This is a genomic window from Streptomyces typhae (genome assembly GCF_009755605.1).
GTDB classification, from domain to species: domain Bacteria; phylum Actinomycetota; class Actinomycetes; order Streptomycetales; family Streptomycetaceae; genus Streptomyces; species Streptomyces typhae.
The window spans coordinates 61425-75920 of the sequence record NZ_WPNZ01000015.1; the positions used below are offsets into that span (position 1 = coordinate 61425).

The 14496-nt window shown below is 74.4% G+C and carries 13 protein-coding genes; 8 read left to right on the forward strand and 5 right to left on the reverse strand.

What is annotated here, in order from left to right:
• The first annotated feature begins 44 nt into the window (after positions 1–44).
• The 3 genes from GPA10_RS25895 to GPA10_RS25905 all read left to right on the forward strand — a co-directional run bounded on the left by GPA10_RS25895 (position 45) and on the right by GPA10_RS25905 (position 3468).
• Positions 45–959, forward strand: coding sequence for a protein phosphatase 2C domain-containing protein (locus GPA10_RS25895; protein ID WP_157167606.1), 915 nt, complete (start codon positions 45–47; stop codon positions 957–959).
• A 10-nt stretch (positions 960–969) separates the two neighbouring features.
• A complete protein-coding gene (locus tag GPA10_RS25900) occupies positions 970–2826 on the forward strand; it encodes a hypothetical protein (protein WP_157167607.1) in 1857 nt (618 codons plus the stop codon).
• Positions 2827–2985: 159 nt separating this feature from the next.
• Positions 2986–3468, forward strand: coding sequence for a VOC family protein (locus GPA10_RS25905; RefSeq protein WP_157167686.1), 483 nt, complete (start codon positions 2986–2988; stop codon positions 3466–3468).
• On the opposite strand, the gene GPA10_RS25910 is transcribed toward GPA10_RS25905, so the two are convergent.
• Positions 3465–4124, reverse strand: a complete 660-nt coding sequence (locus GPA10_RS25910) for a TetR/AcrR family transcriptional regulator (RefSeq protein WP_343041329.1) — start codon at positions 4122–4124, stop codon at positions 3465–3467. The two genes, GPA10_RS25905 and GPA10_RS25910, sit on opposite strands and share 4 nt — an antisense overlap.
• Positions 4125–4219: 95 nt before the next feature.
• Between GPA10_RS25910 and GPA10_RS25915 the strand changes: the two genes are divergently transcribed.
• Positions 4220–5677 carry an FAD-dependent monooxygenase gene (locus GPA10_RS25915; protein ID WP_157167608.1) on the forward strand — a complete coding sequence of 486 codons (1458 nt, stop codon included), beginning with the start codon at positions 4220–4222 and terminating at the stop codon, positions 5675–5677.
• A gap of 250 nt (positions 5678–5927) precedes the next feature.
• On the opposite strand, the gene GPA10_RS41810 is transcribed toward GPA10_RS25915, so the two are convergent.
• From GPA10_RS41810 to GPA10_RS25925, 3 genes are all read right to left on the reverse strand, one after another.
• Complete coding sequence (locus GPA10_RS41810) at positions 5928–6203, reverse strand: hypothetical protein (RefSeq protein WP_198351714.1); 276 nt, start codon at positions 6201–6203, stop codon at positions 5928–5930.
• 77 nt (positions 6204–6280) lie between these two features.
• Positions 6281–6535 (reverse strand): hypothetical protein, encoded by a 255-nt coding sequence (locus GPA10_RS42765; RefSeq protein WP_246259758.1) that lies wholly within the window; start codon positions 6533–6535, stop codon positions 6281–6283.
• A gap of 28 nt (positions 6536–6563) precedes the next feature.
• Positions 6564–7379: a YoaK family protein gene (locus GPA10_RS25925; protein ID WP_157167609.1), complete on the reverse strand. Its 816-nt coding sequence runs from the start codon at positions 7377–7379 to the stop codon at positions 6564–6566.
• A gap of 203 nt (positions 7380–7582) precedes the next feature.
• Here GPA10_RS25925 and GPA10_RS25930 point away from each other — a divergent pair, with 203 nt between their 5' ends.
• Entirely contained in the window at positions 7583–8773 is a 1191-nt protein-coding gene (locus GPA10_RS25930) for an acyl-CoA dehydrogenase family protein (protein ID WP_343041330.1), read from the forward strand.
• Positions 8774–8787: 14 nt separating this feature from the next.
• On the opposite strand, the gene GPA10_RS25935 is transcribed toward GPA10_RS25930, so the two are convergent.
• Complete coding sequence (locus GPA10_RS25935; RefSeq protein WP_157167610.1) at positions 8788–9486, reverse strand: class I SAM-dependent methyltransferase; 699 nt, start codon at positions 9484–9486, stop codon at positions 8788–8790.
• A gap of 130 nt (positions 9487–9616) precedes the next feature.
• Between GPA10_RS25935 and GPA10_RS25940 the strand changes: the two genes are divergently transcribed.
• From GPA10_RS25940 to GPA10_RS25950, 3 genes are read left to right on the forward strand one after another with little or no spacing between them, the layout of a single operon-like run.
• Positions 9617–10582, forward strand: coding sequence for an oxygenase MpaB family protein (locus GPA10_RS25940; RefSeq protein WP_246259760.1), 966 nt, complete (start codon positions 9617–9619; stop codon positions 10580–10582).
• Positions 10564–12837 carry a serine/threonine-protein kinase gene (locus GPA10_RS25945; RefSeq protein ID WP_157167611.1) on the forward strand — a complete coding sequence of 758 codons (2274 nt, stop codon included), beginning with the start codon at positions 10564–10566 and terminating at the stop codon, positions 12835–12837. The genes GPA10_RS25940 and GPA10_RS25945 overlap by 19 nt, the downstream gene beginning before the upstream one ends.
• Positions 12838–12890: 53 nt before the next feature.
• Positions 12891–14450: a phytoene desaturase family protein gene (locus GPA10_RS25950; protein WP_157167612.1), complete on the forward strand. Its 1560-nt coding sequence runs from the start codon at positions 12891–12893 to the stop codon at positions 14448–14450.
• Positions 14451–14496: the final 46 nt, after the last annotated feature.

The following is a 14496-nucleotide window of genomic DNA, read 5'->3' on the forward strand; positions in this document are numbered from 1 at the left end:
GACTGATGAGGACCAGGCAGGACTATTGAGGAGAGCGGCTGCGCATGTCCGACTTCCCGGCCGTGGACGCCATGGAGACACCCTGGTACGAGCCACCGCTGTTCGCCGGTGACGCGGAGGCCGCCCTGCCGCTGCTCGCGTACGACGGCGGGCAGACGGGCGCGGTCACGGTGCGCGCGGGCGCGGTGGCCGCGGAGACCTGCCGTCCCCGCGACAACTGCAACGACGCCTTCGCCCTGTGGTCGGACGCCGTGACCGGCATCTGCTTCCTGGCCGTCGCGGACGGTGTGGGCCGGTCCGAGGACGCGGGGCGTGCCGCCCGCGCGGCCGCCCGGGTGGCGGTGACGGCGTTCAGGGCCGAGTGGCGCCCGGCGCCGGACCCGGACCCGTCCGAGGTCCGGCTGGCGGAGCGCGTGCGCGGGGCGGTCGCCGACGTGGCGGCCACGCTCGACGCGCAGTTCCGACGGCGTGCGAAGGACGGCCGGCGCGAACGGCGGGACGGGTACGGCGACTTCCGCACCACGCTCGTGGTGGCCGCACTCGCGACCCGGGTGCCGCCCGGCGGGAGCGTCCCCGCCGTGGTGGCGCGCGTCGGCGACTCCACCGCGTGGCGGCTGCGCGCGGGCACCCTCGCCCCGGTCTTCCCCGGCCACGCCGACGAACTGGCCCCCACCGCCGCCCTCCCCGGCAACTACGCGGCCCTCGAACTCCAGGCGCTGAGTGTCGGCGACGGCGAGGTGCTCGCCCTGACCACCGACGGACTGGCACGGGACGGCCGCGACGAGCACGTACGGGCCTTCCTCGGGCGGTTCTGGGCGGCTCCGCCGACCCCGCTGGAGTTCCTCGGCTCGCTGGCGGTGCGGCGCAACGACCGGAACGACGACCGCGCCGCGGCGGTCGTCTGGTTCGGCCACCACGAGTCGTGGCCCGGCGCGTCGTCCGGCTCCGGCACCGGGTGAGGGCACCGACGTGACGTCCGTGACGCCCGGCTGGTGGCTGGTGGCCGCCGTCGTCGCCGCCCAGCTCCTCGCCGAGGCGCCGCGCCACGCCATGGACACGGCCGCCACCGACGTCCGCCGGTACACGGCCGCGGCGGGGGAACTGCGGCGGCGGCGCACGCGGGCGGGCGGCGAATCCGCCCGCGGGGTGTACCTCGCCGCGCGCGTCCGCGAACTGCGCGGGCTGCGGGCGCGGGCGCGGCGGCGCCACGCCACCTTGTGGCTGCTGCTCGCCGTGGTCTGGGCGGGCAGCCAGGCGGCCTGCTGGGGGTGGGACGTCAACGCCCGCTGGGACGTGCCGCGGCAGGTGGACGAGAGCGTCGTCGGGGGCCTCGTTCTCGGGGTCCCCGTGCTCGTGGTCCTCGCGCTGTGGCTGGGCGGCCGGGCGGCGGGGGCGCCCGCGGCCCTGGACCGGGCGGTGGCGCAGCTCGTGTACCCGGCGGCGGGCGCGCTGCTCGTGGCGAGTGCCGCGGAGGCCGACGGCCCCGAGGGGACGACGGCGAGCGTGGTCGTCATCGCCGTCTCGCCGTTGGTACGACGTGTCCTCGTGACGCCGTGGCGACGGGCGGAGCGGACACCGCTGAGCGAGTCGGCGGCTGCCCTGGTGCGGTCGGTCGACCCGCACGCCGGGGCCACTCCGTACCCTCCTGCCGCACCGGTTCCCCCTCCGGGGCCGGCGCCTCGGGGGCCCGCGCGGGAGCAACCGCAGCCGACCCAGCCGACCCAGTCGATACAGCCCACCCAGTCGATACAGCCCACGCAGCCGGTACAGCCCACACAGCAACCGCCGTGGCAGCCACCGTCGACGCAGACGGTACAGCCGACACAGCAGCCACAACCGCAGCCGACGCCGACGCCGACGGTACAACCGCAGCCGACGCAGCGGCTGTACCGAGCGCAGCGGCCGACGCGGTACGCGCGGCGCCGCCCGGAGCCGAGTTCCCCCACCCACCCCCTGATCGACCTCGTGCCGCGGGCCGACCTCGTGGACGACGACCACCCGCTGCCCGGCACGCCGCGGCACATCCGCCCGGTCCGCCACCACCTCTCCAAAGAGGGGTACCTGGCCAAGCTGTTCGAAACCGGCCCGACCCCCGGCGCCCACGGCGCGAGCGGTGCCTCGTCACCGCAGGAGCGCCCGCGCAACCCCGTGCGCCCCCTCGCCCCGTACCGCGAACTCCTCTCCCGCGTCGCCGCGTTGCCCAGCCCGGCCCGCCGCACGGCCGACCGCGTCCTGCTGTGGCCCCGGGCCGTCGTGGGCGAGGGCGAGGAAGCCGTGGGGGTCCTGTACACGCGGCTCGCCGCACCCTTCCTGTTGCGCGACGGCGGAGCGCAGACCGGCGACCACCTCCTCGCCGAGGAACCGGACTACGCGGGCTGCCAGGTCCCCTCGTCCCGGCAGCGGGCCGAACTGCTCCACGACGTGGTGTCCGGCCACGCCCTGCTGCACGAGATGGGCCTCGCGCACGGCGACACCAACTGGAAGAACTTCGTGTACGGCGTCGCGGCGGGCCGGGGGCACGGACGCCTGATCGACATCGACGGCGTCACGTCGGTCGACGACCCGCGGCCCCTGCTGCTGCACCAGCCGGGCTGGGGCGACGATCCCCGCATGCCGCCCCTGGTCCGTGACGTGTACCGGGTGGCCCTGCTGGTGGCACGGCTCGCCGGACCCGAGCCGGACTGGGACGGCGTCGAGCCGCCCGCGCGCCCGGAGTCGTGGTTCACGCCGTGGCTGCGCACCCTCACACAGAACGCCCTCGCCGCCCCCGATGACACCACGACCGCGGAGTTCGAAGCGGCCCTGACCGAGGCCCTGCGCACCTAGCAGACCCGAGGCCTGCGCGCCCGGCGGCTCTCACCGAGGACTCCCTCAACGCTCCGGCGATGAGTTCTGCCCCGGGTGACGGTCATGACAGAACAGGGGAGCCACCCCGGCAAGCGGCACGGACGCGAGGCGTTCCGTGGCGAGGAACAGGAGAGAGCCATGCCCAGGATCACGCCCAACCTCTGGTTCGACACCCAGGCCGAGGAGGCCGCCGCGTTCTACGTCTCCGTGTTCCCGAACTCGGAGATCACGCGGGTGTCGTACCACGGCGAGGCCGGACCGCGCCCGGCGGGCACGGTCCTGACCGTCGAGTTCTCGCTGGACGGTCAGCCCTGTACGGCGATCAACGGCGGCCCCGAGTTCACCTTCGACGAGGCCGTCTCCTTCGCGATCGACTGCGCGGACCAGCAAGAGGTCGATTACTACTGGGAGCGGCTCACCGCCGACGGCGGCCAGGAGAGCCAGTGCGGCTGGCTCAAGGACAGGTTCGGTCTGTCCTGGCAGGTCGTTCCCGCCGAGCTCGGCCGTCTGATGGCCGACCCCGACCCGGCGCGGGCACAGCGGGCCATGGCGGCGATGCTCAAGATGCAGAAGATCGACGTGGCCGCGCTGCGGGAGGCGGCGGACGACGACAGGCTCTAGGGCCGCGCGTGCCGCTGGTCGGCCTCCGGGCCGAGCAGCAGGTCGAGGCCGTGCGCGAAGCGGCCGTCGAAGGACGTGTCGCGCAGGTGCGGGGCGAGGCGGCGGAGTGACGGATAGTCGCCCGCCGCCACGGCACGGTCGAGACGGGTGTCGTCCGCGGCGGGCACGGACTGCTCCTCCTGGGTCAGACCGAGGACGAAGTACAGCAGGTCCCAGGCCGTCCAGGCCGCCTCGCGCTCGCCCCGGGGCCCCTGAAGGAGCGCGGCCGTGAGCGCCTCGGCGAAGCGCAGCGTGGCGGGCTCGGCCGCGTACGTACCGGCCACGATGCGCGCGCCGTCGCGGTGCGCGAGGAGCACCGCGCGGTAGCGGCTCAGCAGCTCGCGCACGCGTGCCCGCGGGTCCGCGGGCAGGCCGTCGAGGGGGATCTCCGCCACGATCGCGTCGGCCATCAGCTCCAGGAGCCGCGTCTTGGTCTTGGCGTGCCACAGCACCGTGTTCATGCGCACGCCGAGACGCTCCGCCGTGCCCCGCACCGACACGCCGTCGGCGCCCTTGTCGGCGAGCAGGCCGAGCGCCGCGCGCGCCACTGCCCCCGGCGTCAGGCCCGCGCGGTGGCCGCTCTCGGCCCGTGCGGCCGTCCCTTGCTTTTTGGTCACTGACCTAGTCTACTGACGATCAGAGTTCTTGGTCAGTGACCAAGAACGTCAGTGACCAAGAATGCAGAGTCGTTCTCGAAGGAAGGCCCGCGCCCATGGACCAGCCGCACTCGCACCCCTATGTGCACCCGCAGCCGCAGGACCGCCACGTCGTCATCGTGGGAGCGGGCCCCGTCGGCCTGTGGCTCGCCGCCGAACTGCGCCTCGGGGGCGTCCGGGTGACCGTCCTGGAGCAGCGCGCCACCCCCTCGCCCCACTCCAGGGCGCTCACCCTGCACCCCCGCACCCTGGAGGTCCTCGCCTGCCGCGGCGTCGTCGAGCCGTTCCTCGCCGAGGGGTTGCGCCTGCCGGACGGGCACTTCGCGTCGCTCGACAACCGGCTCGACTTCGCCGTCCTCGACACCCCGTACCCGTTCACCCTGGCGATCCCGCAGGCCCGTACCGAAGAACTACTGGCGGAACACGCGCACGCCGCCGGAGCCGACATCCGGCGCGGCCACCGCGTGACGGCCCTCACCGAGCACGCGTCCGGCGTGCGCGTGTCGGTGACGGGGCCGCAGGGCCCGTACGAGACGGAAGCGGCGTACGTCGTCGGCTGCGACGGCACCCGCAGCACCGTGCGCGACGCCGCGGGCATCGGCTTCCCCGGCAGCGACGCCACCGTGTGGGGGTGGCTCGGCGACGTCGTCCTGGCCGCGCCGCCCGCCCGGCCCGTGGTCAGCGTGGCCACGCCCCGCGGCGGCCTGATGTGCGTACCGCTGCCCGGCGGCGTCCACCGCTTCGTCGGCCACACCCCGCAGGACGTGCGGCAGGACTGGCCGGGGGAGCTGACCTTCGAGGAACTGCGGGCGAAGGTCGTCCGCATCGTCGGCGAGGACTTCGGCATGCGCGATCCGCGGTGGCTCTCGCGGTACGGCAACGCGGCGCGGCAGGCGGAGACGTACCGCAGGGGCCGGGTGCTGCTCGCGGGCGACGCCGCGCACATGCACTTCCCCGCGGGCGGGGTCGGCCTCAACGTCGGCGTGCAGGACGCCGCCAACCTCGGCTGGAAGCTGGCCGCCACCGTCCGCGGCGACGCGCCGGAGGGCCTGCTCGACACCTATCACCTCGAACGGCACCCGGTGGGCGCCGAGTTGCTCAGGGCCACCCGTGCCCAGACCGCCCTCATGACGGCCTACTCCGGCGACGGGGTCGCCCTGCGGAGCCTGCTCAGCGACACGATCGCCACCGTGCCGGAGTTCTCCCGGCGGCTCGCCGAAGGGCTCTCCGGCCTGGGAGTGGCGTACCCGGCCGACGGTGACGCGCACCCGCTCACCGGCCGCCGCGCCCCGAACCTGCGGCTCGCGAGCGGCGCGGAGCTGTTCGGATTGCTGCGTGCGGGGCGGCACGTCCTGCTCGACCTCGCGGGCGGCGCGCAGGCCGACGGCCCCTCGGACGTGATCGTCCATGAGGGGCCGCCGACCGAGGTGCCCGCCGGCTGGGCCGGGGTGGACTCGGTGCTGATCCGGCCGGACGGGCATGTGGCTCGGGTCCGGACGCGGGAGGCGGTCTAGGGCCTGTCGGCAAACTCCCTTCGTCGCCCGGAGGGCGGCCACGTGGCGTCAGGTGCGTGCTCTCGGCGTGCCGGGCACAGGCCCTCGTACTGGACGTACTTGGGTCTGGGCCCGTGCGGCGAGAGGGGGCACCTCCCTGCTCGAGCGCAGCCGAGAGCTTGGGGGAGCGTGCATGGCGTCACGTGGCAGGAGGGAGTTTGACGACAGGCCCTAGGGTCCGGCCACCGCCTGTCTCCGCGCCGCTGGCCGGTCAGCCGAACTCGACGGAGGTGGTCTTGTTGTCGAACCCGATGGTGCGCAGGCCGGCCACGTCACCGGCGATCTTCTTCGACTCGCCCTTGCAGTTGGCCTTCGACCAGAGCTTCAGCGAGCCGGAGGCGGACACGGAGGACGCGACCCTCGGGCGCATGACGTTCTGGCAGCCCTTGCCCGCGACACCCTGGGCGACGCCGTCACCCGGGAAGCCCGGGTCGTCGAAGAGGTTGGCGCTGGTGGCCGGGGGCGACGGGGCCTGCCTGGCCCGCACCGTCGGCGGGCTGCCCCGACTTCGCCCCGTCCGGGGTCACGCCGAACCAGGTGCCGCCCACGCCCTGGTCGTTGGTGTCACCGGGCCTGGTGTCCTTCGCCGCTGCAGGTGGACCGGGAGGGCTGCGCCGTATCCTCGTCGAAGCGGTAGAGGGTGAAGCCCGCACCGTTCACCACGACCGGGTCCAGAGCCCCCGCCCGCCCCGCCGACAACTGGACCCACTTGCGCTGCACGGGCTCGGCGGCCGGCTTCCCCGGCTGGGTGGCCCAGTCGCCGGTGCCCGGCCGGGCGTTGTTCTGCCGGGCGGTGCCCGCGGGGAGGGAGAGGTTCATCGCGCCGCTGCCGTCACCGGCCCCGCCGTCACGGGACCCGCTGCCGCCGGACCCGCCGTCGGCCGCCGGGGCCCGGTCCGCCGCCGCCCTGTCCTCGCTGCCACCGCTCCCGGTACACGCACGCCGCAAGGGCCACCGCAACCGTGCTCACCAGCAGCGGCCACCCCATTCCGTGCCGGAGGATCAGCCACGCACCCGCCAGGGCTCCCGCGGCCATCGCGAGCGTCGCAGCGGTCCGCCGGGCCGCGAGCGGATCCCGGCCGCCCGCGAGCCGGGACTCGGCGGCGAGCCCGGTCAGCGTCCGCGTCAGCACCGTCGTGGTCAGCGCCGGTACGTCCAGCTTCAGTACGGTGCCGTTGCGCAGGCCCATGGCCAGGGCGAGCAGCCCGATGAGGACGTAGGCCGTGCCCGTCAGGTCGGTGACGTCCGCTCCGTGCGTGGTGCCCGTCGCCTCCTGCGCGCTCACGAACGCCAGGATCGTCGCCGCGCCCTGGAGCACGGCTTCGGCGCCGAGCGCGGTCCGTACCCAGGCCACCCGGCTCCGCCCCGCGAACGCCCGCGCGAGCCGCCCCGCCGCGCCCGCTCCCACCAGGAACGCGCCGAGCGAGACCAGGGAGCCGACGACCGAGAACCCGGGCGCCCCCGCCGCCGCGAATCCGATCACCACGACATTGCCGGTCATGTTCGCCGCGAACACCCGGCCGAGCCCCAGGAAGGTGACGGCGTCCACGATGCCGCTCACCGCGGTGAGCGCGAACAGGACCAGGGCAAGGGGGTGGCGGTCGCCGACGCGCCGCCCGGGGGTCTCGGCGCCCGCCGCGGCGCCCGGCTGATCTTTCGTCATGCCTCAGCGTCCCAGGGGGCGCACGGGATTCCGTCGTGACGGCGCCGAGGCCCCCGGCGAGGCCCCCCGCAGCCGAGGTCCGAGCAGTCCCGGGCCGGTCCCGGCGTCATCGCCCTTCCGCCTTACTGGAACACGTTCTACGGTGTCCGCCGTCAAGCCGCAGCGCCACGACAAGGGCGGGCGCAGGGACGACAGGAGGGGCCGTGCACCTCGCATACACGCCTGAGCAGCAGCGGTTGCGCGCCGAACTGCGCACGTACTTCGCCGGACTCGTGCCCGACCACGCGTACACCCGCCACGCCGAGCCCGCCGACAGGAAGCGGTTCTACCGCGAGACCGTCCGCCGCCTCGGGGCCGACGGCTGGCTCGGTGTCGGCTGGCCCGAGGAGTACGGCGGCCGCGGGCTCACGCCCATGGAGCAGTTCGTCTTCTTCGACGAGGCGGCCCAGGCCGGTGTGCCGCTGCCCCTGATGGCCCTCAACACCGTCGGCCCGACGCTCATGCGGTACGGGTCCGACGAGCAGAAGGCCTACTTCCTGCCCCGGATCCTCTCCGGCGAGATCGACTTCGCGATCGGCTACAGCGAGCCCGACGCGGGCACCGACCTCGCCTCGCTCAAGACCCGCGCGGTGCGCGAGGGCGACGTGGACACCGGCCACTACACCGTCGACGGCCAGAAGATCTGGACCACCAACGGCGACACCGCGGACTGGGTGTGGCTCGCCGTCCGCACCGACCCCGAGGCCCCGCCGCACCAGGGCATCACCATGCTGCTCGTGCCGACGTCGGACCCCGGCTACTCCTGCACCCTCATCGACACCCTCGCCTCGCACGACACCACGGCCAGCTACTACGAGAACATCCGCGTGCCCGCCGACCGCCGCGTCGGCGAGGAGAACAAGGGCTGGCGCCTGATCACCAATCAGCTCAACCACGAACGCGTCACCCTCGCCGCTCACGGCACCACGGCCGTCCGCGCCCTGCACGACGTCCAGCGGTGGGCCACCGGGACCAAGCTCGCCGTCGGCCGCCGCGTCATCGACCTGCCCTGGGTGCGCCGCGGCCTCGCCCGCACCCACACCAGGCTGGACGCCATGAAGCTCCTCAACTGGCAGTTGGTCGACGCCGTCCAGGACGGCACCCTCACCCCGCAGGACGCGTCCGCCGTCAAGGTGTACGGCTCCGAGGCCCGCCGCGACGCCTACGCCTGGCTGATGGAGATCGTCGGCTCGGCGGGCGCCCTCAAGGAGAACTCGGCGGGCGCCGTCCTGCACGGCGAACTGGAACGCGGGTACCGGTCCGCCGTCATCTTCACCTTCGGCGGCGGCAACAACGAGATCCAGCGGGAGATCATCTCGTGGATCGGGCTCGGGATGCCCCGGGTCCGGCGTTGAACCGCCGGACCCTCTCAGGACGGGGCGTCGTACAACGATGGCGCGTCGCACACCGACGGGCCGTCGTACACCAAGGAGTACCGCCAGAAGAGGCGCCTGCGCACCCGCGCCCCCGGAAGTTCCCGTGCCGCGGCGGTGCGGATCTCCCGGAGCGTCTCCTTCGGCGCGGTGGTGGGCGCCGTCATGTGCCGGGGCGGTGCCGCCGCGCGGGACGGGTGCTTGAGGAGTCCGATGACCGGGTTCGCCAGGGCCGCCGGGAGCGTGGCGATGTGGTCGGCCGGGCCCGCCTCGCGGTAGCAGCCCACGATCACCAGGCGTCCGCCCGGCGTCAGGCTGGTGCGCAGGTCCCTGAGCGTGGGCGCCAGGGGGAGGTGGTGCAGGACCGCCACGAGGGTGATGGCGTCCCAGCGGCGCCGTCGGTCCCGGCCCGCGAAGTCGCCGTGGACGATGGTCACCGCGGCGTCCCCGGCGAACCGCTCCGCCGCGGCGCGGGCGGTCGCCGGGTCCGGTTCGAGTCCGGTCACGGCGCCGACCCCGCCCCCGGCGCGAAGCAGCGCCACGAGGTTCCCGGTTCCGCATCCGACGTCGAGCACCTCGCGCGCCCCCGCCTCCGTCACACGGTCCTCGACCCACGGGCCGTAGTGATCGTTGTGGCTCCAGGGGTGCTGCTCGTTGAAACGGTGCAGCGGAGACAGGGGGGACGGTCGGGACATGGTGCCACCGTAACCGGGTGTCCCTTCCCGACGGGGCGCCGACTAACCTGCCCCGGGAGGAGGCAGCGGTATGGGGGGACAGCAAGAGGGCGAAGCGGCAATGGGGGAAGCGGCAAGGGGGGAAGCGGCAATGGGCGAAGCAGCGATGGGGGAAGCAGCGAAGGACGCGGACGTCGGGCTCTTCGGGCCCTCGTCCGTCACCTGGCAGTTGCACAGTGATCCCATGATGTGGGTGGCAGGCGTGCGGGCGCTCTACTTCCAGGCGCTGCACCCGCGCGCCGTCCGCGGCGTGATGGAGAACTCCGACTTCCGCAAGGACGCCTGGGGGCGGCTGCGGCGCACCGCCGACTTCGTGGGCACGACCACGTACGGCACCACGGCCGCAGCCGAGAAGGCCGGTGCCCGGGTCCGGAAGATCCACACGATGCTGTCCGCCACCGACCCCGACACGGGCGAGAGGTACGGCGTCGACGAGCCCGAGCTCCTGCTGTGGGTGCACTGCGCGGAAATAGACTCCTATGTGCACGTCGTGCGTCGCTCCGGCATCCGCCTCAGTGCCGCCGACGTCGACCGCTACGTCGCCGAACACCGGCAGAGCGCCCGCCTCGTCGGTCTCGACCCGGACTCCGTGCCGGCCTCGGCCGCCGAACTCGCCCGCTACTTCGCGTCCGTACGGGACCGGCTCGCGGTCGGCGCCGACGCCCGCGCCGTCGACGACTTCCTGCGGTGCCCGCCCACCCCCGCCCTCCTCGTTCCCGCGCGCGCCCTGCTGTGGCGGCGCGTCGCCGGGCTCGCGTACGCGTCGCTGCCCTCCTACGCCCACGCCCTCTACGGCAGGCCCGCACCGCCGCCGCCCGCCGTCACCCGCCGCCTGGTCACCACCGGCACCCTGTTGCGCCGCATACCCACCCGTGTGCGCTGGCAACTCCCCCCGAAGCACATCCTGCGCGCCATGGCCAGGCTCGGCCCCGGCAGCCGCCCCGACCCGCGCCGAGTCCCGTACGAAGTCGACACGCGGGACGCCATACTGGACGGGCCGGGGAGGGCGCAGCGAAACAACGGGGGCGACGGCACGCGATGGCGGACACCAGGCTGATCCAGAGCCGGTACCGGCTGCTCGACCTGATCGGGCGGGGCGGCATGGGCGAGGTGTGGCGGGCGCACGACGAGTCGCTCGGCCGCAAGGTCGCCGTCAAGTGCCTCAAGCCCCTCGGGCCCCAGCACGACCAGTCCTTCACCCGCGTCCTGCGCGAGCGGTTCCGCCGCGAGGCCCGGGTCGCCGCCGCCCTCCAGCACCGCGGGGTCACCGTCGTGCACGACTTCGGCGAGCACGACGGGGTGCTGTTCCTGGTGATGGAGTTCCTCGAAGGGCGGAACCTGAGCGAGCTCCTGGAGGACAACAAGCAGCACCCCCTGCCCGTCGCCGACGTCGTCGACATCGCCGACCAGGTCGCCTCCGCCCTCGCCTACACCCATGAACAAGGCATCGTCCACCGCGACCTGAAGCCCGCCAACATCATGCGGCTCAGCGACGGCACCGTGAAGATCTGCGACTTCGGCATCGCGCGGCTCGGCCACGACATCGGCTTCACCTCCCGCCTCACCGGCACCGGTATCGCCATGGGCACCCCGCACTACATGTCGCCCGAGCAGATCAGCGGCGCCGAGGTCGACCGGCGCAGCGACCTGTACTCCTTCGGCTGCGTCCTGTACGAACTCGCCACCGGCGCGCCCCCGTTCGACATGGACGACGCCTGGGCCGTCCTCGTCGGCCACCGCGACACCGTGCCCGAGTCGCCGCGCCGCCGCCGCGGCGAGCTTCCCGGGTACTTCGACCGCATCGTCCTCGACCTGCTCGCCAAGAGCCCCGACGACCGGCCCCGCGACGCCCGCGAGCTCGCCCGGCGCATCACCGCCGGGCGCAGCGGGCCCGGCGCGTACGTGCCCACCGTCGTCTCGCCCCAGGTGCGGCGCGGTGCCGCCGCCTCCCGCGGGCGGGGCGGCACCGCCCCCTCCGGTTCCGCCCTGCCCTCGTGGACCCGCGGCATGACCACCGGGCACAAGGCCACCGGCGCCACCCTGCGCAGCGCGCCCCCGGACGCCTCCGCCGGTCTGACCGGCGCATGGATTCCCCGGCCCGCCGGCCGCCACACCGCCGTGCCCCGGCCCGCGCCCGAGCCAGCACCCCGGCGGCCCGAGCCCGCGCCGTCCGCCGTCGCCGCCCTTGTCTCCCGGCACAATGACGGTCTCAGCCTCGGGCGGGCCGGGCGCTGGGCCGAGGCGGGCGAGGTGCACCGCGCCGTCGCCGCCGAGCGTGAGCACCTCCTCGGGCCCGACCACCCCGACACCCTCGCCAGCCGGTACGAGGTCGGCTTCACGCTCAGCCGCACCGGGCGCCCCGCGGACGCCCTGCGCGAGTACGGGCGCGTCGCCGAGGGCCGCGAACGCGCCCTCGGCGCCGGGCATCCGGACACGCTCGCCGCCCGCCAGGAGATGGCCTACGTCCTCGGCCGGCTCGGGCGGCACTTCGAGGCCCACCAGCTGTACACCCAGGTGCTCGCCGTACGGGAGCGGGCCGCCGGGCCCGACCACCCGGACACCCTGCGCTGCCGGCACAACCTGGCCTTCAACCTCAGCCGCCTCGGGCGCCTGGAGGACTCCTACCGCCTCGCCCGGGAAGTGGCCGCGGCACGCGCCCGCGTCCTCGGGCCCACCCATCCCGACACGCTCGTCACCCGGTACGAGGTCGCTTACGCGCTCGGCCAGTTGGGGCGGTGGCCCGAGGCCCTGCAGACCTACCGGGAGGTCGCCGACGCGCGGACGCGGGCGCTCGGAAGCGACCACCCCGACACCTTCGCGGCGCGCTACGAGGTCGGCATCAGCCTGGGGCGGCTCGGGCGCAGCGCGGAAGCCCTCGAGCTGTACCGCGCCCTCATCGACGACCGCACCCGGGTGCACGGGCCCGCCGACCCCGAGACCCTGCGCGCCCGGCACGGCCTCGGGGTGAACCTCGGGCGTCTCGGGCGGTGGGAGGAGGCGCTGGCGGAGGCGCGCGACGTGTGCGCGATCCGGGAGCGGGTCCTCGGCGCCGACCACCCCGACACGCTGGTCAGCCGGCGTGAGGTCGCCGTCGGCCTCGGCTGGCTCGGCCGGTGGGCGGACGCCCTCACGGAGTACCGGAGGGTGGCCGCCGCCCGCGAGCAGGTCCTCGGCGCCGACCACCCGGACAGCCTCGCCAGCCGCAACGACGAAGCCCACTGCCTGGAGCAACTGGGCCGCGGAACCGAGGCCGTGGAGCTGTACCGAAGAGCGGCCGCACTGCGCCAGCAGCGGGCGTCCGGCGCGCAGTGACCACAGGGCGACGCGGACGGCGCTCGCAGGGCGGAAACGTGTTACCAAGGATCATGCGATCCAGCTACGACGCAGTGGTGGTCGGCGGCGGCCACAACGCCCTGGTGGCCTCCGCCTACCTGGCAAGGGCAGGCCGGTCCGTCCTGCTACTGGAGCGCCTCCCGGCCCCGGGCGGGGCCACGGTCTCGACCCGCCCCTTCCCCGGCGTGGACGCCCGTCTCTCCCGCTACTCCTACCTCGTGAGCCTCCTGCCGAGGAAGATCGTCCGAGATCTGGACCTGGACTTCCGCGTCCGCACCCGTACCGTCTCCTCGTACACCCCGACAGTCCGCGACGGCCACCCCACCGGCCTCCTCGTGGGCGGGGGAGAAGCCCGCACCCGCGCGTCCTTCGCCCGCCTCACCGGCGACGACCGCGAGTACACCGCCTGGCGGGACTTCTACGCGCTCACCGCCCACGTGGCGAGCCGCGTCTTCCCCACCCTCACCGAACCCCTGCCCACGAAGGCCGAGCTGCGCCATCGCGTCGACGACGAGACCGCTTGGCGCACCCTCTTCGAGGAGCCGCTCGGCAGGGCGATCGAGGCGCGGTTCGCGGACGATCTCGTACGCGGTGTGGTCCTGACGGACGCCCTCATCGGCACCTTCGCCGACGCCCACGACCCCTCCCTGCGCCAGAACCGCTGCTTCCTGTACCACGTGATCGGCGGCGGCACCGGTGACTGGAACGTCCCCGTCGGCGGCATGGGCGCCCTCACCCGCGCCCTCGTCGACACCGCCCGCGCGGCCGGCGCCGACCTGCGCACGGGACACGAGGTCACGCGCGTCGAGACCGACGGCCGCCGTGCCGAAGTCACCTACCGCACCGAGGACGGCGAGGGCACCGTCGGCGCCCGGCACGTCCTCGTCGGCGCCTCGCCGCAGGAACTCGCCCAGCTCACCGGCGCCGCACCGCCGCCCCCCGCCGAAGGCGCCCAGCTCAAGGTGAACATGCTGCTCGAACGGCTGCCCCGGCTGCGCGACCCCGACGTCGACCCCCGCGAGGCCTTCGCCGGGACCTTCCACATCGGGGAGGGGTACGAGGCCCTGGCCCTCGCCCACGGGGAGGCCGCGGCGGGCGGGCCGCCCTCAGCGCCGCCCTCGGAGATCTACTGCCACTCGCTCACGGACCCGACCATCCTGGGCCAGGACCTCGTCGACCGCGGCTGCCACACCCTGACCCTCTTCGGCCTGCACACCCCCGCCCGGCTCTTCACCGACGCCACCAACGACGCCCTGCGCGCCGCCCTCCTCGCCGGCTCCCTCGCGCAGCTCGACCAGCACCTCGCCGAGCCGATCGCCGACTGCCTCGCCACCGACGCCGACGGCAATCCGTGCGTCGAGGCCAAGACCCCCCTCGACCTGCAACGCGACCTGCGGCTGCCCGGCGGCAACATCTTCCACGGCGATCTCGCCTTCCCCTACGACAACCAGCGGGAACCTGGCCCGGCCGGGCGCTGGGGCGTCGAGACCCCGCACCCCAACGTCCATCTGTGCGGGGCCGGTGCCCTCCGCGGCGGCGGCGTCAGCGGCATCCCCGGGCACAACGCCGCCATGGCCGTCCTGGGAGGATGAGCCCCGGAACCCGCGTCCACGCCGACACCGTGCCTGTCGGCACCGT